Annotated in this window: 28 protein-coding genes; 16 read left to right on the top strand and 12 right to left on the bottom strand. The window is 75.3% G+C overall.

Annotated features, from left to right (window positions below; genetic code table 11):
* Positions 1–9: 9 nt before the first annotated feature.
* Positions 10–1,266 carry an MFS transporter gene (locus ACFU9A_RS01115; RefSeq protein WP_430573417.1) on the bottom strand — a complete coding sequence of 419 codons (1,257 nt, stop codon included), beginning with the start codon at positions 1,264–1,266 and terminating at the stop codon, positions 10–12.
* 77 nt (positions 1,267–1,343) lie between these two features.
* Positions 1,344–2,882: an alpha-N-arabinofuranosidase gene (locus ACFU9A_RS01110; RefSeq protein ID WP_430573416.1), complete on the bottom strand. Its 1,539-nt coding sequence runs from the start codon at positions 2,880–2,882 to the stop codon at positions 1,344–1,346.
* 77 nt (positions 2,883–2,959) lie between these two features.
* Here ACFU9A_RS01110 and ACFU9A_RS01105 point away from each other — a divergent pair, with 77 nt between their 5' ends.
* Together ACFU9A_RS01105 and ACFU9A_RS01100 are read left to right on the top strand one after the other, a co-directional pair.
* The gene (locus ACFU9A_RS01105; protein WP_430573415.1) at positions 2,960–3,991 is read left to right on the top strand and encodes an alpha/beta hydrolase; all 1,032 of its coding nucleotides are present in this window, start codon (positions 2,960–2,962) and stop codon (positions 3,989–3,991) included.
* 139 nt (positions 3,992–4,130) lie between these two features.
* Positions 4,131–4,703 carry a DUF2127 domain-containing protein gene (locus tag ACFU9A_RS01100; RefSeq protein WP_430573414.1) on the top strand — a complete coding sequence of 191 codons (573 nt, stop codon included), beginning with the start codon at positions 4,131–4,133 and terminating at the stop codon, positions 4,701–4,703.
* Here the strand turns inward: ACFU9A_RS01100 and ACFU9A_RS01095 are convergent.
* From ACFU9A_RS01095 to ACFU9A_RS01060, 8 genes are all read right to left on the bottom strand, one after another.
* Positions 4,684–4,974: a DUF1905 domain-containing protein gene (locus ACFU9A_RS01095; RefSeq protein ID WP_430573413.1), complete on the bottom strand. Its 291-nt coding sequence runs from the start codon at positions 4,972–4,974 to the stop codon at positions 4,684–4,686. The genes ACFU9A_RS01100 and ACFU9A_RS01095 overlap by 20 nt on opposite strands.
* A 49-nt stretch (positions 4,975–5,023) precedes the next feature.
* Positions 5,024–6,640, bottom strand: a complete 1,617-nt coding sequence (locus ACFU9A_RS01090) for an alpha-amylase family glycosyl hydrolase (RefSeq protein ID WP_430573412.1) — start codon at positions 6,638–6,640, stop codon at positions 5,024–5,026.
* 43 nt (positions 6,641–6,683) lie between these two features.
* Entirely contained in the window at positions 6,684–7,418 is a 735-nt protein-coding gene (locus ACFU9A_RS01085; protein WP_430573411.1) for a VIT family protein, read from the bottom strand.
* Between the two features lie 61 nt (positions 7,419–7,479).
* Positions 7,480–8,730, bottom strand: a complete 1,251-nt coding sequence (locus ACFU9A_RS01080) for an MFS transporter (RefSeq protein ID WP_430573410.1) — start codon at positions 8,728–8,730, stop codon at positions 7,480–7,482.
* On the bottom strand, positions 8,727–9,335 hold the full coding sequence (locus ACFU9A_RS01075; RefSeq protein WP_430573409.1) for a winged helix-turn-helix domain-containing protein: 609 nt from the start codon (positions 9,333–9,335) through the stop codon (positions 8,727–8,729). Before ACFU9A_RS01075 ends, ACFU9A_RS01080 begins: the two co-directional genes overlap by 4 nt.
* Before the next feature lie 85 nt (positions 9,336–9,420).
* On the bottom strand, positions 9,421–10,338 hold the full coding sequence (locus ACFU9A_RS01070; protein ID WP_430573408.1) for a cation diffusion facilitator family transporter: 918 nt from the start codon (positions 10,336–10,338) through the stop codon (positions 9,421–9,423).
* Positions 10,335–10,712 carry an ArsR/SmtB family transcription factor gene (locus ACFU9A_RS01065; protein ID WP_430573407.1) on the bottom strand — a complete coding sequence of 126 codons (378 nt, stop codon included), beginning with the start codon at positions 10,710–10,712 and terminating at the stop codon, positions 10,335–10,337. Before ACFU9A_RS01065 ends, ACFU9A_RS01070 begins: the two co-directional genes overlap by 4 nt.
* Positions 10,713–10,846: 134 nt before the next feature.
* On the bottom strand, positions 10,847–11,794 hold the full coding sequence (locus ACFU9A_RS01060; protein ID WP_430573406.1) for an oxidoreductase: 948 nt from the start codon (positions 11,792–11,794) through the stop codon (positions 10,847–10,849).
* 96 nt (positions 11,795–11,890) lie between these two features.
* Between ACFU9A_RS01060 and ACFU9A_RS01055 the strand changes: the two genes are divergently transcribed.
* Positions 11,891–12,547: a DNA-binding response regulator gene (locus ACFU9A_RS01055; protein ID WP_430573405.1), complete on the top strand. Its 657-nt coding sequence runs from the start codon at positions 11,891–11,893 to the stop codon at positions 12,545–12,547.
* A gap of 15 nt (positions 12,548–12,562) precedes the next feature.
* On the opposite strand, the gene ACFU9A_RS01050 is transcribed toward ACFU9A_RS01055, so the two are convergent.
* Both ACFU9A_RS01050 and ACFU9A_RS01045 read right to left on the bottom strand, forming a co-directional pair.
* A complete protein-coding gene (locus ACFU9A_RS01050; protein ID WP_430573404.1) occupies positions 12,563–13,219 on the bottom strand; it encodes a response regulator in 657 nt (218 codons plus the stop codon).
* On the bottom strand, positions 13,216–14,382 hold the full coding sequence (locus tag ACFU9A_RS01045) for a sensor histidine kinase (RefSeq protein ID WP_430573403.1): 1,167 nt from the start codon (positions 14,380–14,382) through the stop codon (positions 13,216–13,218). The genes ACFU9A_RS01050 and ACFU9A_RS01045 overlap by 4 nt, the downstream gene beginning before the upstream one ends.
* A 138-nt stretch (positions 14,383–14,520) precedes the next feature.
* Here ACFU9A_RS01045 and ACFU9A_RS01040 point away from each other — a divergent pair, with 138 nt between their 5' ends.
* The 13 genes from ACFU9A_RS01040 to ACFU9A_RS00980 all read left to right on the top strand — a co-directional run bounded on the left by ACFU9A_RS01040 (position 14,521) and on the right by ACFU9A_RS00980 (position 24,668).
* Entirely contained in the window at positions 14,521–14,985 is a 465-nt protein-coding gene (locus tag ACFU9A_RS01040) for a hypothetical protein (protein ID WP_430573402.1), read from the top strand.
* Positions 14,982–16,496, top strand: coding sequence for a multicopper oxidase family protein (locus ACFU9A_RS01035; protein ID WP_430573401.1), 1,515 nt, complete (start codon positions 14,982–14,984; stop codon positions 16,494–16,496). Before ACFU9A_RS01040 ends, ACFU9A_RS01035 begins: the two co-directional genes overlap by 4 nt.
* A 61-nt stretch (positions 16,497–16,557) precedes the next feature.
* Entirely contained in the window at positions 16,558–17,139 is a 582-nt protein-coding gene (locus ACFU9A_RS01030; protein WP_430573400.1) for a GNAT family N-acetyltransferase, read from the top strand.
* 46 nt (positions 17,140–17,185) lie between these two features.
* On the top strand, positions 17,186–17,632 hold the full coding sequence (locus tag ACFU9A_RS01025; protein WP_430573399.1) for a helix-turn-helix transcriptional regulator: 447 nt from the start codon (positions 17,186–17,188) through the stop codon (positions 17,630–17,632).
* Positions 17,633–17,637: 5 nt separating this feature from the next.
* Positions 17,638–18,057, top strand: coding sequence for a VOC family protein (locus ACFU9A_RS01020; RefSeq protein ID WP_430573398.1), 420 nt, complete (start codon positions 17,638–17,640; stop codon positions 18,055–18,057).
* A gap of 5 nt (positions 18,058–18,062) precedes the next feature.
* Positions 18,063–18,527 carry a nitroreductase family deazaflavin-dependent oxidoreductase gene (locus tag ACFU9A_RS01015; protein WP_430573397.1) on the top strand — a complete coding sequence of 155 codons (465 nt, stop codon included), beginning with the start codon at positions 18,063–18,065 and terminating at the stop codon, positions 18,525–18,527.
* Between the two features lie 61 nt (positions 18,528–18,588).
* Positions 18,589–19,023, top strand: coding sequence for a YdeI/OmpD-associated family protein (locus ACFU9A_RS01010; protein ID WP_430573396.1), 435 nt, complete (start codon positions 18,589–18,591; stop codon positions 19,021–19,023).
* A gap of 22 nt (positions 19,024–19,045) precedes the next feature.
* A complete protein-coding gene (locus ACFU9A_RS01005; protein WP_430573395.1) occupies positions 19,046–19,639 on the top strand; it encodes an MOSC domain-containing protein in 594 nt (197 codons plus the stop codon).
* 70 nt (positions 19,640–19,709) lie between these two features.
* Positions 19,710–22,100, top strand: coding sequence for an ATP-binding cassette domain-containing protein (locus tag ACFU9A_RS01000; protein ID WP_430573394.1), 2,391 nt, complete (start codon positions 19,710–19,712; stop codon positions 22,098–22,100).
* 94 nt (positions 22,101–22,194) lie between these two features.
* Complete coding sequence (locus ACFU9A_RS00995) at positions 22,195–22,482, top strand: hypothetical protein (protein ID WP_430573393.1); 288 nt, start codon at positions 22,195–22,197, stop codon at positions 22,480–22,482.
* A 130-nt stretch (positions 22,483–22,612) separates the two neighbouring features.
* On the top strand, positions 22,613–23,398 hold the full coding sequence (locus tag ACFU9A_RS00990; protein ID WP_430573392.1) for a YidC/Oxa1 family membrane protein insertase: 786 nt from the start codon (positions 22,613–22,615) through the stop codon (positions 23,396–23,398).
* 4 nt (positions 23,399–23,402) lie between these two features.
* Positions 23,403–24,086, top strand: a complete 684-nt coding sequence (locus tag ACFU9A_RS00985) for a helix-turn-helix domain-containing protein (RefSeq protein WP_430573391.1) — start codon at positions 23,403–23,405, stop codon at positions 24,084–24,086.
* A 63-nt stretch (positions 24,087–24,149) separates the two neighbouring features.
* Positions 24,150–24,668 carry a VOC family protein gene (locus ACFU9A_RS00980; protein WP_430573390.1) on the top strand — a complete coding sequence of 173 codons (519 nt, stop codon included), beginning with the start codon at positions 24,150–24,152 and terminating at the stop codon, positions 24,666–24,668.
* Positions 24,669–24,735 lie beyond the last annotated feature (67 nt).

Raw genomic sequence — 24,735 nt, 5'->3', positions numbered from 1 at the left:
ATTCCGTGCTCAACCGCCTGTTCGGCGGTCGGCCCGCCGCACGACGACGAGGTTCAGCGCGGCCGCCGCGAGCAGCACGACGGCGGTGGCGACGAAGACGGCGCGCAGGCCGTGCCGGGCCGCGACGACCCCGCCGAGGACCGGGCCGGTCACTTGGCCCACGTACTGCGCCGAGACGCCGAGGCCGAGCACGCGGCCGACGGCGTCCGGCGGGGCGAGGTGGCGCACCGCCGCGGTGATCGACGGCAGCAGGCCGCCGAGGCTCAGCCCCAGCAGCACCCGCAGGACGCCGAGCTGCCAGACGTTCGTCACGAGCGCCTGGGCGAGGGCCAGCACGCCCGCGGCGGCGAGGCAGGCCACCACCACCCGGGCGTGCCCGACCCGGTCGGCGAGCCGGCCGACCCGCGGCGCCGCGACGACGCTGCCCACGGCGGTGAGCGCGACGAGGATCCCCGCGACCCCCGCCGCGCGCGAGAGCTGACCGAGGTCCTCGACGTACACGGTGACGATCGGCTCGATCGACATCGTCGAGAACAGCAGCAGGCTCGACGTCGCGATCAGGACGGCGACGGCGCCCGGCCGCCGCACCTGCCGCCACACGCCGCCGGGGGCGCGGCGGGCCGTGCGCGGGGCGCCGGGGACGGCGCGCGGCTCGCGCAGCAGGAACGTGGTGGCGAGGAACGCCAGGAAGATCACCGCACCGCACACGACGAACGTCGGCCGGATGCCCACCCAGTCCGGCACGAAACCGCCCACCAGCGGCCCGACGACGTTGCCCGCGAGGATGCCCGACGACAGCACGCCGAGCGCCCACGCGCTGCGGTCCTTCGGCGTCTGCGCGGCCACCAGGATGGTGGCGCCCGACGAGTAGCCGCCGAGCAGCCCCACCAGCAGCCGCACGGCGACGAGCTGCTCCACGCTCTGCACGAACCCGAGCAGCGTCATGGCCACGGCCATGCCGAGGCTCGCGCGCACGAGCATCGACTTGCGGCCGAACCGGTCGCCCAGCGCCCCCCACAGCGGCGCGGTGAGCGCCGCCGTGAGGAACGTGGCCCCGTAGGCGATCCCTGACCAGCGCACCACCGCGCCCGGGTCCTCGACGCCGAGCTGCCGCACGTACTCGGGCAGGAACGGCACGAGCAGGGTCATCGCGACGAGGGTGGTGAACGAGCCGGCCGTGCCGACGGCGAGGTTGCGCCGCCAGTGCGGGTGCTCGGCGACGGCGGGGTCGGTGGGGGAGCGGTGGTCGACCGCGGGGCTGGTCACACCCCTTGGTCTACACCCACCATCCAGTGATTGGGACCATCTGTCTCACATCATGGCTGGTCACTCGCGCGCGGGCCCTACGACGCGAGCGCGAGGCGCACCGTCGCGAACGCCGCCGGCGGCAGCTCCACCGTGAGGACGCCGCCCTCGAGGCGCACGCCGTCCAGCGGGCGCGGCGCGACGGCGTCGGGCGCGTCGAAGGTGTTGTGCGCGGCGGGGTCGTCGGCGGCGAGCACCGTCGCGACGGGATCGCTCACCGCGTGCCCGCGCAGGTCGACGCGCACCGTCGCGGGGGCGTCCGGGTCGAGGTTCGTCAGCGAGACGAGCACCGCACCGTCCTTCGTGGACGCCGACGCCGAGACCGTTCCCACCGCCGTGCCGTCGACGTCGCGCGTGGCCCGCGCGGCGCGCTCGCGGACCGGGAGGCTCGCGGCGTCGTGGTGCCCCGTGCTCATGGCGAAGGCGTGGAACGTGGGCGTCCGGATCATCCGGGCCCCGTCGGTGAGCAGCATCGACTGCAGCACGTTGACCGTCTGCGCGATGTTCGCCAGGCGCAGGCGGCGGGCGTGGTCGTGGAAGGCGTCGAAGTGCACCGTCGCGACCAGCGCGTCGCGCATCGCGTTCTGCTGGTACAGGAAGCCGGGGTTGGTGCCCCGCTCCACGTTCCACCACGTGCCCCACTCGTCGAGAGCCAGCCCGATCCGCGCCTGCGGGTCGTAGGCGTCCATGACCGCCGAATGGCCGGCGATGATGCGGCGCACGTCGAGCGCCTTGCGCATCGTGGCCCAGTACTCGTCGCGCGTGAACTCGGTGGCGGCGCCCTTGTCCCCCCACGTCCCGGCGAACGTGTAGAAGTGGAACGAGACCATCTGCCACAGGTCGCGGGGGTCGGCGTCGCCGAGCTTCGCGACCTGCTGCATGAGGGTCTCGGTCCACGCGTAGTCGTCGTCCGACGCCCCCGCGGCCACCCGGACCAGGCGGTTGCCGCCGTGGTCGCGGGCGTAGGTCGCGTGCTGCCGCGCGAGCGACGCGAACTGGTCGGCGCGCAGGTTGCCGCCGCAGCCCCACGGCTCGTTGCCGATGCCGAAGAACGACACGCCCCACGGCTCGTCGCGGCCGTGCTCGCGGCGCAGGCGCGCCATCGGCGAGTCGTCGCCGCGGGTCAGGTACTCCACCCAGTCCGCGGTCTCCTGCACCGTGCCCGAGCCGACGTTCCCCGAGATGTACGGGGCGGTGCCGAGCAGGTCGCACAGGGCCATGAACTCGTGCGTGCCGAAGGAGTTGTCCTCCACGACGTCGCCCCAGTGGGTGTTGACGATGCGCGGGCGGTCGGCGGCCGGGCCGACGCCGTCGCGCCAGTGGTACGTGTCGGCGAAGCAGCCGCCGGGCCAGCGGAGGTTGGGGATCGCGAGCTCCCGCAGCGCCTCCACGACGTCCGTGCGGATACCGCCGACGTTCGGGATGTCGGAGTCCTCGCCCACCCAGAACCCTTCGTAGACGCACCGGCCGAGGTGCTCGGCGAAGTGCCCGTACAGGTGGCGGCTGATCGTGGGGCCCGGGACGTCGAGGTCGACGACGGCGTCGAGGGCGAGGATGGTCGAGGTCGGGTCGGTCACGGGGCTCTCTCCTGCAACGTTGTAGGTGGTGGCCAGACCTTACCCGCGCGCGGCCCCGGTGGTGCCAGACTCGTCGCGTGCCGGACGACCAGGAGAACCCCGCCCCATCGCCGTCGACAGCGGTGCCGGCCGTGCCGCCCGCGCCGACCGCGCCGACGTGGCTCCGCATCGCGACGCTCGTCGTGGCGGCCGCCGCCGTCGCCGTCGTCGCGTGGGCGTGCGCCACGTCGTGGGGCGCCGTCGTGCACGGGCACCCGGCGTACGCGGTGCTGCTGGCGCTGACGCTCGCGCTCGCGCTCGGCCTGGTCGCCGGTGTGCGCGCCCTGCGCCGTCGCCCCGCGCGCCGGGGCTGGCGGCGCGCCGGCGGGGTGGCGCTGCTCGTCGCGGGGGCGGCGGGGATCGTGCTGGTCGCGTGGCTGCGGCCGTTCGGCGCCGTCGAGCCGGCGCTCGCCGCGATGCGCTCCGACGACGCCGTGACCGTCTCCGAGAGCGCCACGCGGTACGAGCTGGCGCCCGCGGGCGGCGGCGACGGCACGGCCGTCTTCTTCCAGCCGGGCGCCCGGGTCGACGCGCGGGCCTACGCCGCCGTGCTGCGGCCGCTCGCCGAGGCCGGGCACACGGTGGTCGTCGCGAAGCAGCCGCTCGGCATCGCGTTCCTCGCCGTCGGGGCCTTCGACGGCGCGCGCGCCGCGCTCCCCGACGAGGAGCGCTGGGTGGTGGGCGGGCACTCGCTCGGCGGGACCGTCGCCGCGATGGAGGCGGACGCGGGGGACCCCGGTGCGGACGACGGAGGCGAGGCGCCGGCCGTCGGGCTGCTGCTGTTCGCGTCGTACCCCGCCGGCGACGTCCGCGGCACCCTGACCGCCGCCGTCGAGTCCGTGTCCGGCAGCCGCGACGGCCTGGCGACGCCCGCGAAGATCGACGCGTCGCGCGCCGACCTGCCCGCGGACAGCACGTTCACCGTCGTCGAGGGCGCCGTGCACGAGCAGTTCGGCGACTACGGCCCCCAGCCCGGCGACGGCACCCCGACGATCAGCCACGACGACGCCCGTGCGCGGATCTCCGCCGCCGCCGTCGCGTTCGTCGACCGCCTCCCCTCCGCGAGCTAGTCCCAGCTAGTCCCTCTGCCGCCGCGGTGGTGGACCGTCCACGACCTCGGCGGGCTGCTGGTGACCGGGCTGCTGGTGACCGGGCGGCTGGTGACCGGGCTGCTGGTGACCGGGCGGCGGGGGGACGAGAGTGGGACGGGTGACGGGCGGACGGCAGGCCCCGGAGGCGAGGGCGCGTGGCGGGCGGCGGGAGCTGGTCGCCGAGACGGCGTTCGTCGTGGGCATCCTGCTCAAGGGGCTCGACGGGCTGGTCGAGCTGGTCGCGGGCGCGGCGCTGCTGGTCCTGCGCCAGGACCAGGTGCTGGCGCTCACGCGGTCGGCGGTGGCGCAGGAGCTGCAGGAGGACCCGCACGACCTGGTGGCCCACCTGCTGCTGCACGAGGCGTCCGCGCTCAGCCACGGCACCGCCCTCGTGGCCGGGCTGTTCCTGCTGCTGCACGGGGTGGTCAAGGTCGCGATCGTGGGCGCGCTGCTGGCCGGGTCACGACGCGTCTACCCGTGGGCGGTCGGCGCGCTGGCGGCGTTCCTCGTGGTCCAGGTCGTGCAGACGGTGATCTCGCCGGGGGTGGGCGTCGCGCTCCTCACCCTGCTGGACGCCCTCGTCCTGTGGCTGACGTGGCACGAGTGGCGGCGCGGACGCTCGTTCCGCGACGCGTGGCGCAGCGTGCTGCAGGGGTGGTTCCCCGGGCGGGTCACACCCCGTCCAGGGTGAGCCGTACGACGACCTCGTCGCCGTCGGTCACGCCCTCGGGCCGGCGGACGGCGTCCTTCAGCGGCACGAGGTAGCCGCCGTCCCGGGGGAACAGCGACGTGGTGAACGTGGTGCCGCCGAGGCGGCCCGTCACCGGGATGACGCCCCAGCCGTAGGTGACCAGCGCCGCGACCGACGCGATCTGCTCCGCCTCGGCGTCGGGCACCGCGACGTAGTAGTACGGCGCGGGGCCGCGCCACTGGAAGACCTCACCGCGCACCTCGAGCTCCATGCGCCCAGCCTGCCGCCCGCCGGTGACACCCGGCGAGCGGCACGCGCGGTCAGGCCAGGTCGAGGACGGCGTACCCGTGCCCGTCGAGGTGCACGACGTCTCCCTCGGTGCGGTGGCCGCGCGCCTCCACGGGGCGCGCCCCGGCGGCGCCGGGCACCGCGATCGACACGGGCTCGCGGCCCGGGTTGAGCACGACGGCGAGGGTGCCGCGCAGGTAGGCGAACGGGTAGCCGGTGGCCAGCACCTCGACCGGGGCGGACGCGTCCAGGCGGGGGTCGGCGGTGCGCAGGTGCGCCAGCCGCCGCACGAGGTGCAGCAGCGAGGCCTCGTCGTCGAGCTGGGCGGCCACGGTGGGGCGGTCCGGGTCCGGGTCCTGCGGCAGGTACCGCGACTCGGCGACGGCGGGGCCGAGCCGCCCGGCGGGGACGTCGCCCCACTGCATGGGGGTGCGGGAACCCGCGCGGTCGTAGGTCGGGCTGAGCCGCGACCCCTCGAACGTCGGCGTCCCGGGCACGAACCGCATGCCGATCTCGTCGCCGTAGTACACCGACGGCATCGAGGGCCAGGTGAAGGTGAGGACCAGCGCCGCCCGCGCCTGCTCGGCGTCGCGCGCCCCGGCCACCAGCCGCGTGAAGTCGTGGTTCGACGTCGGGAGCCCGGTGAGCCCGCCGCGCCCCGCCGCGGCGATCGCGCCGGTCGCCTCCTCCCAGGCGCGGACGAACGTCGCGGCGTCGCCGCGCGCCTCGGCGTCGGCCCAGCTCGGCACCTCGCCCCACGACGGGTTGACCGTGCCGGCGCCGTTGTTCCACAGGGAGCGCAGCGGCAGGCCGTCGTCGTCGCCCCCGAACTGGAGGAAGAAGTCGGCGTGGAACCCGGACGGCACGGACACGCGCGGGTCGCCCCACTCGCTGACGAGCACGCGGCCCGGGTAGGTGGCGTCCAGCCACTCGCGCGTCTCGCGCCACAGGCGCCCGGTCTCCACGAGGCCCGGGTCGTCCTTGACGAGGGACGCGGCCATGTCGACGCGGAAGCCGGCGACGCCGAGGTCGAACCAGTGCGCCATGATCTCGCGCAGCGCGGCCCGGTTGGCCCGCGGGCCCGGGGCGTCGACGGGCTGGCGCCACGGCTCGTCCGGGTGCTGCCGCGCGTACCCGAAGTTCAGCGCCGGCTGCACCGGGAAGAAGTTCGGCAGGTAGTAGCCGCCGCGGCTCCCCGGGCCGGGCTGGAACCCGTCGACCGGGACCTCGCTCCACACGTACCGGTGGTCGTCGGGGTCGTCGGCCGACGCGACGAACCACGGGTGCTCGTCGGAGGTGTGCCCGGCCACGAGGTCCAGCAGGACCGAGATGCCGCGCCTCCCCGCCTCCTCGGTGAGCTCCGCCAGGTCGTCGTTCGTGCCGTACCGCGGCGCGATGGTGAGGAAGTCGGCGACGTCGTACCCGGCGTCGGCGAACGGCGAGACGAAGCACGGGTCGAGCCACACGGCGCCCACGCCGAGCCACCTCAGGTAGTCGAGGCGCGCGGTGATGCCGGCGAGGTCGCCGATCCCGTCGGCCCCTGCGCGGCCCGAGTCCGCGAAACTCTGCGGGTACAGCTGGTAGAGGACGGTGCGCCCGAGGCGCGGGGCGAGGTCGGTCGCGGCGTGCGGGGACGTCGGTGCTGCCAACGTGCTGCTCCTTCGCGGGTGGGGAGGCGTGGGGCTCGCGAGCCTAGGCGACGCCGGCGGTGCCCAGCAGGGAGCCCAGGGCGAACGTGACGCCGAGCGCCAGCGCGCCGCCGATCACCACGCGCGACACCGAGCGGGTGCGCGACGAGCCGCCGATCCAGGCCGCGATGGCGCCGGCGGCGCCCAGCGCGGCGAGCACGACGACGAACGTCCCGGCGATCTTCCACGGCTCGGGGATGAACAGCACCGCCAGCATCGGCAGGATGCCGCCGGCGAGGAACGCCAGCAGGGACGCCCACGCCGCGTGCCAGGGGCTGACCACGTCGTGCGGGTCGATGTTCAGCTCGGCGGCCAGGTGGGCGTGCAGCGCGTCGTGCTGGGTGAGCTCGGTGGCCACCTGCCGCGCGGTGCCCTCGCTGAGGCCCTGCTGCCGGTAGAGGCCGACGAGCTCGTCGAACTCCTCGTCCGGCATGGTCGCGAGCTCGTGCCGCTCCTTGGCGATGAGGGCCTTCTCGCTGTCGGACTGGCTGGACACCGACACGTACTCGCCGAGCGCCATCGAGATCGCGCCGCCGACGAGGGCGGCCAGGCCGGCCGTGAGCACCGGGGCGCGCTCCGGCGTCGCGGCGGCGACACCCACGACGACCGCCGCGACCGACACGATGCCGTCGTTGGCACCGAGGACGCCGGCGCGCAGCCAGTTGAGGCGCTGTGCGAGCCCGCCGGCGTGCGGCTCGTCGGGGTGACCGGTCGGGGTGGTCTCGGCGCGGGTGGACATGTGCCCAGCACAGCACCGCCCGCCCGGGGGCGCCACGGGGCGGCCCGCCCCGTGGCGCGCCTCACGTGCGCTTGCCGAGCGACAGCTCGCGGAACAGCGGGTTGCGCAGCGGGACGGCCATGAGGAGGGCCATCGCCGTGCCGAAGACGGCGAACGGCACCCACAGCGCGGTGGCCGAGGCCAGCACCCCGAAGGCGGCCATCGCCAGCGGCATGAAGACGTCGTCGCCCAGCCGGGTGATCGACGCCATCCGCCCCAGGTACGACGGGTCGACGGTGCCGGCGAACGTGGCGCCGAGCAGCGCGGAGGCGTACCCGGCCGTGAGCCCGACGACGAGGCACGCCGCCCCGGCGACGCCGACCGGCCCGGTGCCGAGCGCCACGATGGCCGCGCCCTGCACGGCCAGGGCCGCGAACCCGGCGCGCGCCTCGCGCCGGGGCCGCCAGCGGGCGACCGACAGCGCGCCGATCGCGGCGCCCAGCCCGATGCAGGCCTCCAGGATCCCCACGGCCCGGGCGCCCCAGCCGGCGTCGTGGGCGCGCAGGGCGATCCCGATGCCGACGGCGGGCCCGACGGCGAGGTTGAGGCCCGAGAGCGCGATGACGAGCGTGCGGGTGGTGGGTACGTCGCGCAGGTGGACGAAGCCGCGGCGGATCCCGCGGAACGCGGACTCCTTGTCGGCGCGGGGCAGGGCGAACCGCGGGCGGAGCCAGATGGCGATGAACGCCACGACGAGGGCGAAGGTGACCGCGTTCGCGCCGGCGCTCCCCAGGAGCCCGGAGCGGGCGACCAGGAACCCGCCCACCGCGGAGCCGGCCATGGTGGCCAGCCGGGACGCGGTCTGGGCGACGGCCGTGTACGAGGGGAGGTCCTCGGCGCGGACCAGTTGCCGCGCGATCGTGCTCGCCGACGGCTCGTAGAACGCGTCGCACACGCCGAACGCGACGGCCGCGAGGGTGAGCAGCAGCACCGTCGGCGGCGAGGACAGCACCCACAGCGCGGCGCCGACCAGCACGGCCACCCGCAGCACGTTGCAGACGATCATGACGCGCCGCGCGTCGACCCGGTCGGCGAGGACGCCGCCGAACAGCAGCACCACGGCCCGCGGCGCGGTCCCGGCGGCCACGACCAGCCCGGCGACGGCGGGGGAGGCCACCTGCACCGCCGTCCAGGCGAGGGCGATGGACCAGATGGCGTCGCCGGCGTCGGACAGCGCCCTGACGCCGATCCACGCGTGCACGACGCGGTCGCGGGAGAACGTCGGCGGCTCGCGCAGCAGCACGGGCTGCGCGGCGCTCGTGGTGCTGGTCATGGCACCGTGGGGAAGCCGTGGGCGAACACGAAGACGGGCATGCGCCCGGGGCGGTCGTCGGCGTCGTCGTTGGTGTCGTCGTCCGCGTCGTCATCCGGGCCGTCGTCCGGGCCGTCGCCGGCGGCGAGGCCGGCCTGCCAGGCGGCGAACGTCTCCCGCATCGCCGCGGAGAGAGCCGCCAGCTCGTCGGGGGTGGCCCAGGCGACGGTGTCGATGCTGAACGCGGCGCGCGACCACTCCGGCAGCGGGGCGGTGCGGCGGTGCCAGGCACGCAGCCGGCCGACGTGCGTCTCGACGTTCGCGCGCTCCGCCTCCCGGGCGAGCAGCGCGTCGGCGGGGGAGCCGGAGAAGTCGTCGGCCGACCAGCTCAGACCCTGCCGCGACGCCCGCCACCAGCTCGTGCGCCGGTCGCCGGTGCGGTCCGGGGCCTGCTCGACGACGCCGGCCCGCTTCAGCATCCGCAGGTGGTGGCTGACGCTGCCCACCTGCTGCCCGAGCTCGCGCGCCAGCGTGGTCACCTGGGTGGTGCCGTGCAGGCTCAGGTAGTCGTAGATGCGCCGTCGCACCGGGTGGTGCACGGCGGTGATCGCCTCGATCTGCTCCATGCCGACGACGCTAGGCGCGGGCGGGGAGGAGTACAAGACTTCTTGTATACCGCGGAATCATGCCGATCCTCGGCTCCGAGGCGGCTCAGGCGTGGGTGGGGTGCTCGTGCCCCGGGTGGGTGTCCGGCTCCACCTGGAACGTGGAGTGCTCGACGGCGACGTCGAAGTGGGTGGCCACGCACTCCTGCAGCTCGTCGAGGATGCGGCCGGCGTGCCCGTCGGTGAAGCAGCCGGAGTCCACCACGACGTGCGCGGACAGGATCGGCAGTCCGGTGGCGATGAGGGAGGCGTGCACGTCGTGCACGTCGCGCACGTGCTCGACGCGCAACAGGTGCGCCCGCACCTGCTCCAGGTCCAGCCCCGGCGGCGCGGACTCCAGCAGCACGGACCCGGCGGCCCGCGCCAGCCGCACCGCCCGCGGCAGGATGAGCGCCCCGATGAGCAGGGCGGCGACGGAGTCGGCCCGCTGCCAGCCCGTGGTGGCGATGACGACCGCGGCGACGATGACGCCCACCGACCCCAGCGCGTCGTTCACCACCTCCAGGAACGCCGCCCGCAGGTTGAGGTTGGCGTCCCGGCGGCCGGCGAGCACGCCCATCGACGCGAGGTTGCCCACCAGCCCGATGACGCCGAAGACGACGAGCTGCCCGGACGGGATCTCCGGCGGGTGCGCGAGCCGCAGCACCGCCTCGACCAGCACGTACACGCCCACCACGAGCAGCACGGTCGCCTGCGCCAGCGCGGCCAGCACCTCCGCCCGCCGGTAGCCCCACGTGCGCTGCGACGACGGCGGCCGCAACGACAGGTGCGCGGCGAACAGGGCGAGGGCCAGCCCGCCCGCGTCGGTGAGCATGTGGGCGGTGTCCACCAGCAGCGCGAGGCTGCCGGTGAGCAGCGCGCCCACCGCCTGCGCCACGAGGATGAGCGCGGTGATGCCGAACGCGACCGCCAGCCGGCCGCGGTGGTCCGCGGCGGCGTGCGCGTGGTCGTGGTCGTGCGTCATGCCGCGTCCGCGGGCTCGGGCCTCCCGCGCGCGCCGGCCGCCGGCGTCGCGCACGTGCAGTCCGGCCCGCAGCAGGCCGGGTCGACGGCGAGCGTCAGCCGCAGCAGGTCGCCGAGCGCGTGCGACAGCGCCGGGTCGGCCAGCCGGTACTCCGTGCGCCGCCCGTCCGGACGCCCCACGACCAGCCCGCAGCCGCGCAGGCACGCGAGCTGGTTGGACATCACCTGCTTGGAGACGCCGAGCCTCGCCGCCAGGTCGGACGGGTAGGCGGGCGCGTCGCGCAGCGCGAGCAGGATGCGGGTGCGCGTGCCGTCCGACAGCGCGTGCCCCAGCCGCGCCAGCGCCGCGGTGTGCGTGAGCGTCACGGTCTCCATGAGGCCGACCGTACATCCGCCGGTGTACTCACGACACGGGGCCGACAGGGCCGGGTGCCGAACAGGCAGTTGACACCGTTATCGCGGCGGAACTCGCCCGATAACGGTGTCAACTGCCTGTTCGGCGGAGGGAGTCAGGCCGCCGGGGCGATCCCGTCGAGCGTGGCGAGGTCGTCGTCGGTCAGCCGGAGCCCCGCGGCGGCGACGTTCTGCTCCAGGTGCGCGACGCTGCCCGTGCCGGGGATGGCGAGCACGTGCGGCCCGCGGTGCAGGGTCCAGGCCAGCCGCACCTGGGCCGGCGTCGCGCCGTGCGCCGCGGCGACCGCCGCCACCTCCGCCTCGCCGGCGTCGTGGTGCGTGCCGTCGGGGATCGCCCCGGCCACGGACGCGCCCACGGAGAAGAACGGCACGAACGCGATACCGAGCTCGCCGCACCGGGCGAGCAGGCCGTCGTCGTCCCGCTCGGTGAGGCCGTACCGGTTCTGCACGCACACGACGGGCGTGATCGACAGCGCCTCGTCGAGCTGCTCCGGCAGCACGTTCGAGACGCCGACGTGGCGGACCAGCCCGGCGTCGCGCAGGTCGGCGAGCGCCCCCACGTGCTCGGCGACCGACCCGGGCTCGCGCACGAGGCCGGTGCCCCAGCGCAGGTTCACGACGTCGAGATGGTCGAGGCCCAGCTGGCGGATGTTCTCCTCGACGTGGCCGCGCAGCTGGTCGGGGCGGGCGTACGGCTCGAAGCGGCCGTCGCGCGACTGGGCGGCGCCGATCTTCGTGGTGATCACCAGGTCGTCGGCGTAGGGCTGGAGGGCGGCGCCGATCAGCTCGTTCGCGGACCGGGTGGGCAGGAAGTAGAAGGCCGCCGTGTCGATGTGGTTCACGCCGAGCTCGACGGCGCGGCGCAGCACGGCGATCGACTCCTCGCGAGGGCGCGGCGCGGGCGCGCCCAGCGAGCCCATGAGCCGCATCGCGCCCAGGCCGAGGCGGTTCACGGTGAGGTCGCCGAGCCGCCAGGTGCCGGCGGCGCCGGCGTCGGGGGTGCCGGTCGGGGTGGTCGTGGTGGTGCCGGTGGTGGTCGTCATGTGCTCCAGCATCGGCACGCAGGGCGCCCTGGCGGCCGCGGTGGCAGGTTGTTGCCGACCTTGGCGGCGTCCCCGCCCCGGGTGCAGGATCGAGGCATGCAGACCGGAGAGGCCGTCACCGTCGTCCAGGGCGACGAGGAGCTGCTCTCCCGCACGGCGCACCTGTTCGCGCACGCGACCGAGATCTCGTGCGCGGCGAACGACCTCGGGACCTGGGTGGTGACGCACGGGCCGCAGGAGGTCGAGGACGCGCCGCGGGCGCACCGCGACGACGTCCGCCTCCGCAAGGTCTACCGGCCGGGCGTGCTCCTGGACCCGGTGGCGGCCCGCGGGCTCGCGAGGGCGCGGGAGCTGCACGGCGCGCAGATCCGCATCACGACCGAGGAGGTCAACGAGACGATCCTCTTCGACCGGCGGCTCGCGATCCTGGCGGGCGACGTGCGGGCGGGGCGGCGCAGCTACGGCATCGTCACGCAGCCGGAGGCGGTCCAGGGGGTCGCCTCCCTGTTCGAGGCGGTGTGGCGCTCGGCCGTCGACCTCGACGTCTTCGACGCGCGCATCGCCGAGATCCGCGCGATCGCGCCCCAGGTGCTCGACCTGCTGGGGCAGGGGGTCAAGGACGAGACGGCCGCCCGCGCGATGGGGCTGGGCGTGCGCACCTACCGCCGCCGGGTGGCCGAGCTGATGGCCGCGCTCGGCGCGGACTCGAGGTTCCAGGCGGGCGTGCGGGCGCGGGAGCTCGGGCTGGTCTGAGGGTCGCGCCCGCCGTCACCGCCCGGGCGTGACCAGGCCCGTCTCGTAGGCGAGGACGACGAGCGCGGCGCGGTCGCGCGCGTCGAGCCGGGCGAGCAGCCGGCTGACGTACGTGCGCGCCGTCGCCGGGCTGAGGAACAGGTCGCGGGCGATCTCGTCGTTGGTGAGCCCGCGGCCGACGCCCTCGAGCACCTCGCGCTCGCGGTCCGTGAGGCGCGCGAGGACGCCGTCGTCGAGCCGCCGTGGCGCCGCCGCGACCGCCCGCAGCACGGTCGCGGTGACGGCGGGGGACAGGAGCGACCCGCCGGCGGCGACGGTGCGGATCGCGGCGCGCAGGTCGCCGGGGGAGACGTCCTTGAGCAGGTAGCCCGCGGCGCCGGCGCGGACGGCCTCGACCACGTGCTCGTCCTCGTCGAACGTCGTGAGCACCAGCACGCGCACGTCCCGGAGCGCCGGGTCCGCGGCGATCGCGCGCGTGGCCTCGATGCCGTCCAGGCCGGGCATCCGCACGTCCATGAGCACGACGTCGGGCGTCAGCTCCCGCACCCGGGCCAGCCCGGTGCGGCCGTCGGCCGCCTCGCCGACGACGGAGACGTCGCCGTCGAGCTCCGCCAGCGGGCGCAGCCCGGCGCGCACCAGCTCCTGGTCGTCGACCAGCACCACCCGGATCATGGCTCCAGCCTCGCCGGGAGGTCGGCGACGACGGCGAACCCGCCGCCCGGCGCGTCGGCCGCGCTGAGGGCGCCGCCCAGCAGGCCCGCGCGCTCGCGCATCCCCGCGAGCCCCGCGCCGGAGCCCGCGGCCCCGCCGGCGCCGCGACCGTCGTCGGTGACGGCCAGCCGGAGGCGCCCGTCCGCCACGGCAGCCTCGACGCGCACGTGCCGCGCGCCCGCGTGCCGCACCACGTTGGTCAGCGCCTCCTGCACGATGCGGTAGGCCGCCGCGTCGATCGCGCCGGCCAGCGCGCCCGGCGGGACGGCGTCGTCGACCGTGACCTCGAGGCCGGCCTCCCGCACCGGCGCGAGCAGGGCGTCGAGCCCGGCGAGGCCGACCGCGCCGCGGGGCGCCGTCCCGGGGAGCGGGGCGCGCAGCACCCGCACCGTGGCGCGCAGGTCGTCGAGCGTGCCCGACGCCGCCTCCCGCACCCGGGCGAGCGCGCCGCGCGCCGCGTCGTCGTCGCGCCCGACCGCCTCGTCCGCGACGCCCGCGTGCAGCGCCACGACCGAGAGGTTGTGCCCGACGGCGTCGTGCAGGTCGCGGGCGATCCGCAGCCGCTCCGCCTGGAGCCGCTCCTGCGCGGCGTGCGCCTCCTCGGCGGCGGTGAGGTCGCGGACCAGCGCGGTGCGCTCGCGGGCCTCGCGGGCCAGCCGGACGGCGACGCCGAGCGCGACGGCCGCCGCCGTGAGCGCCACATTGGTGACGAGGTCGTAGGCGGTGAGCGCGGCGCTGGGGTCGACGTCCTCGTCGGTGAGGCGGAAGTACGTCGCGACCACCACGAGCACGCCGCCGGTGCCCACCGCCCACCCGGCGCGCCCGCGCTCGGCCGCCGAGTACAGCGCGGCCACCGCCGGCAGCACCATGCCGACCGGCGCGAGGCCGAGCGCGTAGTAGGCGCACACGCCCAGGAACGTGAGCACAAGCATCGTGCGCGGCGCGAACCGGCGCAGCAGCACCAGCGCGCCCAGCCCCGCCGCGAACGCGTACGCCGCCGGGCCCGCACCGCCGTCGCCCGCCGGGTCCGCCGCGATGACGACCGCCACGACGAGCGTCGAGGCCAGCGCGAGGACCACGTCGGTCACCCACGGGCTCGGCGGCGCCGTCGCGGACGAGGTCATGCCTGCCAGGCTAGGTGCCACCCCCGCAGGGTGCCGCGGGTGTGGGGGTTCGGTCAGGGTCGGTGTCGCCCCGGGGCGACACCGGGAGACGCTCCAGGGCCGATGTGGCCGACCCCGGCCCGCGGGGATCGTCGTGGGATGACCTCGAACCAGCCCTCTCCTCGGCCCCGTCCCCGGCCCCGGCCCCAGCCCGCCCCCCCGCCCGAGACCCCCGGGCGCGCGGGGATCTCCTGGCCCCTGGTGGCCGGGCTGGCGTCGCTCGCGCTGCTCTGGCCGCTCACCGGCCTCACGGGCGTCGGGGGTACCGGAGCGCCGAGGGCGCTGGGCATCGTCGCGCTCACCGCCGTCGTGTGGATCGGGGTGGTCGGGTTCGGCCGGGTGCCGCGGCCCGTGGCGACGCTGACCCTGACGGGCCTGGCGTCCGGCGTCGTGACGCTGCTGGTGTCCACGCTCTTCGGGGGCACGGGCGGCACGGCCGGCGCGGCGTGGACGGCGCTCCCCGCCCTGGCGATGGACGTCGGCTGGGGCGCGGTGGCCGGCGTGGCCGCCCTCGGCATCCAGCGGGCGCGGGGCGTGCGCGCCCCGCAGGACGGCGCGCGATGACGGGCCGGCGGGCGACGGCCGCGGCGCTCGCCGCCGTCGTCGCGCTGCTCGCCGCCGGGTGCGGCGGGATCCCCGGCTCGGTGACGTCGGTCGACGAGCCGGGGTTCACGCGCGAGCTGCCCGTGCCGCCCCTCGCGGAGTCGCGGGTGGTCGACGGCGTGCGCACCTTCCGCCTCACCGCCCAGGAGGGGACGACCGAGCTGCTGCCCGGCGTCGAGACCCGCACCCAGGGCTACGACGGCGCGTACCTCGGCCCCACCCTCCGGGCGGAGCGCGGCGAGAAGGTGTCCGTCGAGGTGACGAACGCGCTGGACGAGACCACCACCGTGCACTGGCACGGCATGCACCTGCCCGCCGCGATGGACGGCGGCCCGCACCAGCCGGTCGAGCCGGGCGCGACCTGGCGGCCCACCTGGGCGATCGACCAGCCCGCCGCGACGCTCTGGTACCACCCGCACCCGCACGGAGAGACGGAGGCGCAGGTGTACCGCGGCCTCGCGGGGCTGTTCCTGCTCGACGACGACGCGTCGCGCGCCGCCGACCTGCCGCGGGAGTACGGCGTGGACGACGTCCCCGTGGTCGTGCAGGACAAGGTGCTCGACGACGACGGGCAGCTCGTCCTCGACCACGACGGCGGCGAGCCGGGCACGCTGGGCGGCACGGTGGTGACGAACGGCGTCGCCGGCGCCTACCAGCGGGTCACGACCGAGCGGGTGCGGCTGCGCCTGGTCAACGGGTCGACGGCGCGCACGTACGCCCTGGGGTTCGGCGACCGGGACCTGGACCTGGTCGCCACGGACGGCGGGCTGCTCGACGCGCCCGTCCGCCTGGACCGGGTGCGCCTCGCCCCGGGGGAGCGGGCGGAGGTGGTGGTCGTGATGAAGCCCGGCGAGACCACCCGGCTGCGCTCCTTCGAGGCCGACCTGGGCGGAGTCGCCGTGCCGTTCGCGATGGGCGGCAACGACGCGTTCGACGTGCTCGAGCTGCGGGCGGCCGACCGGTTGGCGCCGTCACCCGCGCCCGCGTGGGAGCCGTCGGAGCACGCGGCCGGCGACGCCCTGCACGAGGGCGACGCCACGGTGACCCGCACGTTCGACCTCGCCGAGCGCACCATCAACGGCGAGACGATGGACACCGGGCGCATCGACGAGGTCGCCGTCGTCGGGACCACCGAGGTGTGGGAGGTGCGCAACACCGTCCCCATGCCGCACAGCTTCCACGTGCACGACGTGCAGTTCCGGGTCCTGACCGTCGACGGCGAGGCGCCGCCGCCCGAGCTGGCCGGCCGCAAGGACACCGTCTACCTGGAGCCGCGCCGCACCTACCGGCTGCTGATGCGGTTCGACGACTACGCCGACGACGTGCGGCCGTACATGTACCACTGCCACATGCTGCTCCACGAGGACGAGGGGATGATGGGCCAGCTCCTCGTCGTCGAGCCGGGGTCGACGGCGCGCCCCGGGCCGTCGGAGCGTCTGGCGGGGCACGACGGCGGGCACGGCCACGGCTGAGCCGTCGACGACCTGCGGAAACGTCCTGGCCGTGCGTGCGCCGGACTGCCAGGATCGGGGCATGCCCACCCTCCTGCCCGTGACGTTCGCGCCCTTCACCGACGCGGAGCAACCCACCCTCGACGTGCCCGCGGCGGGCGCGCGGCTGCGGCCGTGGCGCGACGACGACGCCCCCGCGGTCCGCGCCGTGTACGCCGACGCGGCGATCCAGCGCTGGCACGTGCGGGTGCTCGACTCGGACGACGAGGCGCGCGAGGTCATCGGTGGCTGGCGGGCCGGCTGGGCCGAGGACCGCGAGTCGAGCTGGGCGGTGGCGGACGCCGCCGACGACTCCGTGGTGCTGGGCCGCATGGCCGTCAAGACGTTCGACCCGCACGGCGTGGGCGCCGTCGCGTACTGGACGGCCCCGGCCGCGCGCGGCCGCGGCGTCGCCCCCGCGGCGGCCGCCGTCGCCTCGGCCTGGGCGTTCGACGCCGGCTTCCGGCGGCTGGAGCTGGTGCACTCGGTCGACAACGCGCCGTCGTGCCGCGTGGCGGAGAAGGCCGGCTTCGCCGCCGAGGGCGTGCTGCGCCAGTCCGTGCGCCACCTCGACGGCTGGCACGACATGCACCTGCACGCCCGCGTGGCGGCCCCGGGCAGGTGACGGGGGCCACCGGGCGGGCGTCGGCGGCTCGTGGAAGCATCGCACCGTGACCAGCAGCGACGCCGACCGGCTGCGCGACCTTGCGCGGCTGCGGCGCGTGCGCGACCGGATGGACCGCGAGTTCGCGCAGCCGCTGGACGTGGAGGCGCTGGCCCGCGGAGTGCACATGTCGGCCGGGCACCTGAGCCGGCAGTTCAAGCAGGCGTTCGGGGAGTCGCCGTACAGCTACCTCATGACGCGGCGGATCGAGCGCGCGATGGCGCTGCTGCGCCGCGGCGACCTGAGCGTCACGGAGGTGTGCTTCGAGGTGGGGTCGTCGTCGCTGGGCACGTTCAGCACGCGGTTCACGGAGCTGGTGGGGATGTCGCCCAGCGAGTACGCCCGGCGCGCCCGCACGGCAGGGCCGGGGGAGCTGCCGTCGTGCGTCGCGAAGCAGGTGACGCGACCGGTCAGGAATCGAGAAGCGAGCGACAGGGGCGCGCACCTAGCGTGATTTCCATGAGCGACATCGACATCAGCATCCACACCACCTTCCTCCCGCACGTCGACCCGGAGGCCTCTCTGGGCTTCTACCGCGACCTGCTCGGCTTCGAGCTGGTCCAGGACGTGGGCCAGGGCGACATGCGCTGGCTGACGTTCGTCTCGCCGGCGCAGCCCGACGTCCGCCTCGTGCTGGCGCCGCCCGCCGCCGACCCCGGCATCACCGAGGACGAGCGCCGCACCATCGTCGAGCTGATGGCCAAGGGCAGCTACCAGTCGATCATCCTCGGCACCAAGGACCTCGACGGCGTCTTCGCCAAGCTGCAGGCCGCCGACGCCGAGGTCGTGTCCGAGCCCACCGAGCAGCCGTGGGGCGTGCGCGACTGCGCCTTCCGCGATCCGGCGGGCAACATGGTCCGCGTCGACCAGGTCGGGTGACCGCGGTGACCCAGCAGACGCAGCCCCGCCCCCAGGGCGCGCCCGGCGCGCTGTCCCTGTGGATCCAGCGTCGCGCGAACGCGAGCACGGCGAAGAAGATCCGCCGCAAGGGCGGGCAGATGATGGGCATGGACCTGCTGGTCCTGCACACGGTCGGGCGCCGCACGGGCGAGGCGCGGGAGAACCCGCTGGCCTGGTTCGACGACGGCGCGGGCGGCCGCCTGGTGGTCGCCTCCGGCGGCGGCAGCCGCAACCCCGGCTGGTTCGCGAACCTCGCCGCCCACCCGGACCAGGTGGCCGTCGAGCTGCACGGGTCCGGCGCCGTCCCGGTCACGGCGCACGTGCTCGACGACGCCGAGCGCGCCCGGGCCTGGCCGACGATCGCGGCGGCCGCGCCCACCATCGACAAGCACCAGCGCAAGAGCGACCGGCGGTACCCGGTCGTCCGGCTCGTCCCGGCCGGGGCCTGAGGTGTGCGTCCCCGGGATCCCGCGGATCACCAGGATCACCACCGAGAACGAAGGAGCGGTCATGAGGTTCCGGTCCGTCGTCGAGCCCGCCGCGAAGATGCAGGGCCTCGAGGTCCCGCCGCAGGTCGTGGAGGCCCTCGGCGGCGGCGCCAGGCCGCCGGTGCGGATCACCGTCAACGGCCACACCTGGCGCAGCCGCGTCGCGATCATGCGCGGCCGCCACCTGCTCGGCCTCAGCCGGGCGAACCGGGAGGCCGCGGGCCTCGAGGTCGGCGCGGAGGTCGAGGTCGAGCTGGCGCTCGACACCGAGCCCCGCGTCGTCGTCGAGCCCGACGACCTCGCCCGGGCGCTCGACGCCGACCCGCCCGCCCGCGCGGCCTACGACGCCCTCCCGCAAGGGCGGCGCCGCCGGATCGTGCTCGACGTCGACGGCGCGAAGCAGGCCTCGACGCGGGCCCGCCGCATCGACAAGGCTCTTGCCGAGCTGCACGGCTGACACCCCGACCGAAGGAGACCGCGTGACCGTCACGGAGCCCTCGACCACCAGCCCGTCCTCCCGGACGGCGCCCCGGACGGCGCCCCGCGTCGTCTCGGTGCACGCGAGCGCCGTGCACGGCTTCAGCAAGCCGGCCGTCGAGGAGGTCGTCCTGGTCGAGGGCGTCGGGGTCGAGGGCGACGCGCACGCGGGGGTCACCGTGCAGCACCGCAGCCGGGTCGCGGCGGACCCGTCGCAGCCGAACGTGCGTCAGGTGCACCTCATCCACGCGGAGCTCTTCGACCTGCTGCGCGAGGCCGGCCACGACGTGGCGCCCGGCGACCTGGGGGAGAACCTCACGACGCGTGGTCTCGACCTGCTCGCGCTGCCGGTGGGCACGCGGCTGACCGTCGGCGACGCGGTCGTGACGGTCACCGGGCTGCGCAACCCGTGCCAGCAGATCAACGACTTCCGGCCGGGGTTGCTCAAGCAGGTGCTGCGCCGCGGCGACGACGGCGAGGTGGTACGCCTGGCCGGTGTCATGGGGATCGTCTCGCGCGGCGGGTCCGTCCGGCCGGGCGACCCGGTCGACGTCGTGCTGCCGGCGCCTCCCCACCTGCCCCTGACCCGCGTGTGACGCCGACGGCGTCGACCGCACCCGACCGCCCCCGGCGTTCCCGCGCCACCCCGATCGAAGGAGAGCCCCGGTGACCGCCACGCAGACCCCCGGCCTGACGACGTCGCACGCCGCCGACGCGCACGACCTGATCCGCGTCCGCGGAGCCCGCGAGAACAACCTGCGCGAGGTGGACGTCGAGATCCCCAAGCGGCGGCTCACGGTGTTCACGGGCGTGTCCGGGTCGGGCAAGAGCTCGCTCGTGTTCGCGACGATCGCCGCCGAGTCGCGGCGCCTCATCGACGAGACGTACTCGACGTTCGTGCAGGGGTTCATGCCGTCGCTGCCGCGCCCGGACGTGGACGTCCTGGAGGGCATCACCACCGCCATCCTGGTGGACCAGGAGCGCATGGGCGCCAACGTGCGGTCCACGGTCGGCACGGTCACGGACGCGAACGCGATGCTGCGCAACCTGTTCAGCCGCATCGGCGACCCCTACGTGGGCCCGCCGACGGCGTTCTCGTTCAACATCCCGACGTCGACGGCGAGCGGCGTGTTCAGCACGGGCAAGGCGGGCGGCGAGGTCGAGAAGAAGGTCGTGCGCAACCAGGTGTACCTGGGCGGCATGTGCCCCGAGTGTGAGGGGCGCGGCACCGTGTCGGACCTCGACCTGTCCGTCATCGTCGACGAGTCGCTGTCCCTCAACGACGGCGCGATCCTCGTGCCCGGCTACAAGGCGGACGGCTGGATGGTGCGGGGCTTCTCGGAGTCCGGCTTCGTCGACGGCGACAAGCCGGTGCGCGACTACACGGAGGCCGAGCGGCACGACTTCCTCTACCGGGAGAAGGGCAAGGTCAAGGCGCTCGGGATGAACATGACCTACCAGGGCCTCATCCCCAAGCTGCGCGAGTCGATGTTCAGCAAGGCGCCCGAGTCGCTGCAGCCGCACATCCGCGCGTTCGTGGAGCGGGCGGCGGTGTTCGTGCCCTGCCCGGAGTGCGACGGCACCCGGCTCAACGAGTCCGCGCGGTCGGCCAAGGTGAACGGCGCCAGCATCGCGGACGTGTGCCGGATGCAGATCTCCGACGCCGCGGAGTGGGCGCGCGGCGTCGACGACCCGGGCGTCGCCCCGCTGATCGGCAGCCTGCTGCACCTGTTCGACAAGTTCGTGGAGATCGGGCTGGGCTACCTGTCCCTGGACCGGCCGGCGGGCACGCTGTCCGGCGGCGAGGCGCAGCGCACCAAGATGATCCGGCACCTCGGGTCCGCGCTGACCGACGTCACGTACGTCTTCGACGAGCCCACCATCGGCCTGCACCCGCACGACATCGAGCGGATGAACACCCTGCTGCAGGACCTGCGCGACAAGGGCAACACGGTGCTCGTCGTCGAGCACAAGCCCGAGGCGATCGCGGTCGCGGACCACGTGGTCGACCTCGGCCCGGGCGCCGGCACCGACGGCGGCACGATCTGCTTCGAGGGCACCGTCGAGGGGCTGCGGGCCAGCGACACGCTCACCGGCCGCCACCTGGACGACCGCGTGAGCGTCAAGGAGTCGGTCCGGGAGCCCTCGGGCGCGCTGGAGATCCGCGGGGCGGACCAGAACAACCTGCAGGGCGTGGACGTCGACGTGCCCACCGGCGTCCTCGCGGTGATCACGGGTGTCGCCGGCTCCGGCAAGAGCTCCCTCATCCACGGCAACCTGGCCGGGCGCGAGGGCGTGGTCGTCGTCGACCAGGGCGCGATCAAGGGGTCGCGCCGCTCCAACCCCGCCACGTACACCGGGCTGCTGGAGCCGATCCGCAAGGCGTTCGCGAAGGCCAACGGCGTCAAGCCGGCCCTGTTCAGCGCCAACTCCGAGGGCGCCTGCCCCACCTGCAAGGGCAACGGCCGCATCTACACCGAGCTCGGGTTCATGGAGACCGTCGAGACCCCCTGCGAGGACTGCGGCGGCAAGCGGTTCATGGCGTCCGTGCTCGAGTACACCCTCGGCGGCAAGAACATCGCCGACGTGCTCGACCTGTCCGTCGCGCAGGCGCACGCCTTCTTCCGCGAGGGGGAGGCGAAGATCCCCGCCGCGCACAAGATCCTGGCGCACCTGGAGGACGTGGGGCTCGGCTACGTGAAGCTCGGCCAGCCGCTCAACACGCTGTCCGGCGGCGAGCGGCAGCGGCTCAAGCTCGCCATGCACATGGGCGAGAAGGGCGGCGTCTACATCCTCGACGAGCCCACGACCGGCCTGCACCTGGCCGACGTCGCGAACCTGCTCGGCCTGCTCGACCGGCTGGTGGACGCCGGCAAGTCCGTCATCGTCATCGAGCACCACCAGGCCGTCATGGCGCACGCCGACTGGATCATCGACCTCGGCCCGGGCGCCGGGCACGACGGCGGGACCGTCGTCTTCGAGGGCACGCCCGCCGACCTCGTGGCCGGTCGTGCCACCGTCACCGGCGAGCACCTGGCGGACTACGTCGGCGCCTGACGGACCGCCTCGCGGCGGTCGCCCGGCCCGCCGACGAGACCCGAGGGGCGCGCTATCGTGACGGGACGGCCCGGGGACCAGGAGGGAGGACGGCATGGGTGACGCCCTGCTCGTGCTCGCGCGCGACGTGTCGTCGTCGCTCGCGGTCCTCCTCGGGACGCCGACGCTGACGACCCTGCTCCTCCTGGTCGGCGCCTCCGGCCTTGCCGCGATGGCACTGAGCTTCGTGGCGCGGACGACCGCGGTCGCGCCGCGGCTGCTGCCCGTGACCGCGCCCGCCGTGCGGCGTGACGCGACGGCGGGCCCGCCGCTCGCCACCCAGAGCGATCCCCACGCGCCCGGCCGCCCCCGGCCGCGCGCACCCGGCGTCCTCGCCGGCTGAGCACCCCTCGGGCCACCCCTCGACCGTCCCCGCCGGGACGGCTCGCCGTCGCGCGCCGTGCGCGGCGACCCCGCGTGCCCGCGGGGTGCTCGGCGAACGTGAACCCCTTCGGTTCGACCGAGGACACCCCATGGATCTCTTCGCCCTGCCCCCTGTCGCCGCCGTGCTCGGTGGCGCGTACCACGCCCTGATGGGCCTGTCCCACCTGCTCGAACCGGCCCTCGGCGCCGGCGCCGCAGCGGCCGCCGTCGTCGCCGTGACGCTCGTCGTCCGGGCCGCCCTCGTCCCCGTCGGCCTCTCCCAGGCCCGCGCCGAGCGCACCCGGATGCGCCTCGCCCCCCGCATCGCGGAGCTGCAGCGCCGGCACCGCAAGGACCCCGAGGCGTTGCAGCGCGCCACGATGCAGCTCTACGCCGACGAGGGCACCACGCCTCTCGCCGGCTGCCTGCCGATGCTGCTGCAGGCGCCGGTGGTCGGGGTGATCTACGCGGTGTTCGTCCACGCGGAGATCGCCGGCGGGGCGAACGCCCTGCTGGGCCACACGCTGTTCGGGGTGCCGCTCGGCACCAGCCTCGTCGGCGCGCTGTCCGCCGGCGTGCCGCCGGTCGCGACCGCGGTCGTGCTGGGGGTGCTGGTGCTCGCGATCGCCCTCGTGGGCGAGCTGACGAGACGAGCGACCCTTCCCGGAGGCCCCCTCGCCGTGCCCACGCCGTCCGCCGCACCGCAGGGGTACCCGGGGATCCAGGGCGTGCTGGGCGCGCTGCAGTTCGCGACCGCTGTCGTGGCGTGCTTCGTCCCGCTCGCCGCCGGGCTGTACCTCCTGGTGACCGTGACATGGACCCTGGTCCAGAGGATCCTGCTGCGGCGCCGCTTCCCGCTCGGCACCGAGGGCGGCGTGCGGCCGTCGATACCGTGACGTCATGTGGTTCGAGCGGCCGGGTTCGACCCCGGCGGTGCGCACGGTGTGGCGGGCGACGGTGGAGGAGGCGGGGGAGTACCTCGTGGCGGGGTCGGAGTTCTGGGGGATCTCCTTCATCCGCCGCGCCGACGGGAGCCTCGGCGGCGAGCTCGACGGGCCGAGCATGAGCGCCCGCAGCACGACGAGCGTCGCGGGGGAGAGCTACTGGGGCGTCGAGCTGGCGCCGTTCGTGGTGGTCACGGGCCTCGACAAGCAGCCGGTGCTCGGGGCCACCGTCGACCTGCCGGTACGCTCCGGCCAGGTCCGGCTCGGGGAGCGGTGGACCACGCTGCCGGCCTTCGACGAGCTCGAGGACTGGGTGGACGAGATGGTGCGCCTCGGCCCGCTGGGCGTGGACGAGGGCGTGCGCGCGGCGCTGGACGGGCATCGGGACGGCGCGTCCCCGCGCACCTGGCAGCGCCGCTATCGGCGCTCCGTGGGGCTGACGGCCGGGCAGGTGGAGCAGGTCAGGCGGGCCGAGCGGGCCTATGCCCTCCTGCTGGCGGGCGTCGCGCCGGCGGAGGCGGCGGCGCGGGCCGGGTTCGCCGACCAGGCGCACCTGACCCGCAGCCTGCGCCTCATCCGCGGGCGGACCCCGGCGGCGGTGCTCGCGGCCGCCGCCCGCCGTCGGCCTCCCGTGGGGTGACGTTCTCGTTCAAGACCGGGCCCCCGCCGGCGGGGTGTGATGGTGGGGACGAAAGGAGCCACCATGGCCGTCCCGCCGGGATTCTCGACGATCAACCCGTTCATCATCAGCAGCGACGCCGAGAACCTCATCCTCTTCCTCACGGAGGTGTTCGACGGCGTCGAGCACCCCGACGCGCGCACCGTCGACCACGACGGGCTGCTGCTGCACGCCGAGCTCCAGATCGGCGGCACCACCGTCATGTTCGGCGAGCGCAAGCCCGGCTGGCCGTTCACGCCGTCCTTGCTGCAGGTCTACGTGGACGACGTGGACACGGTGCTCGATCGGGCTCGGGCCGGTGGCGCGGACGTCGTGACGGAGCCCACGGCCTTCTTCGGCGAGGTCTTCTCCCGCTTCGTCGACCCCTGGAACAACCTGTGGTGGGTGTACTCCACCCCGACGGACGACGCCGCCGGCGAGTGGGCGGAGGCCGGCGACGGCGACGAGCCCGCCGATGCGGAGTGGGAGCCGACGCCGGAGCTGGTCTACATCCGCGACACGCTCGTCGCTGCCCTGCCCCGCCTGCAGGACCCGGTCGGCTGAGCCGCGGTCACGTCCTCGTCCGCCGCCTCGTCGGGAGTGCAGACGCGCCGACGGGGCGCGGCGACGG

This window comes from Isoptericola sp. NPDC057653 (assembly GCF_042799955.1).
Taxonomy (GTDB): Bacteria; Actinomycetota; Actinomycetes; order Actinomycetales; family Cellulomonadaceae; genus Isoptericola.
This window is presented reverse-complemented; position numbering and strand designations above follow the sequence as displayed.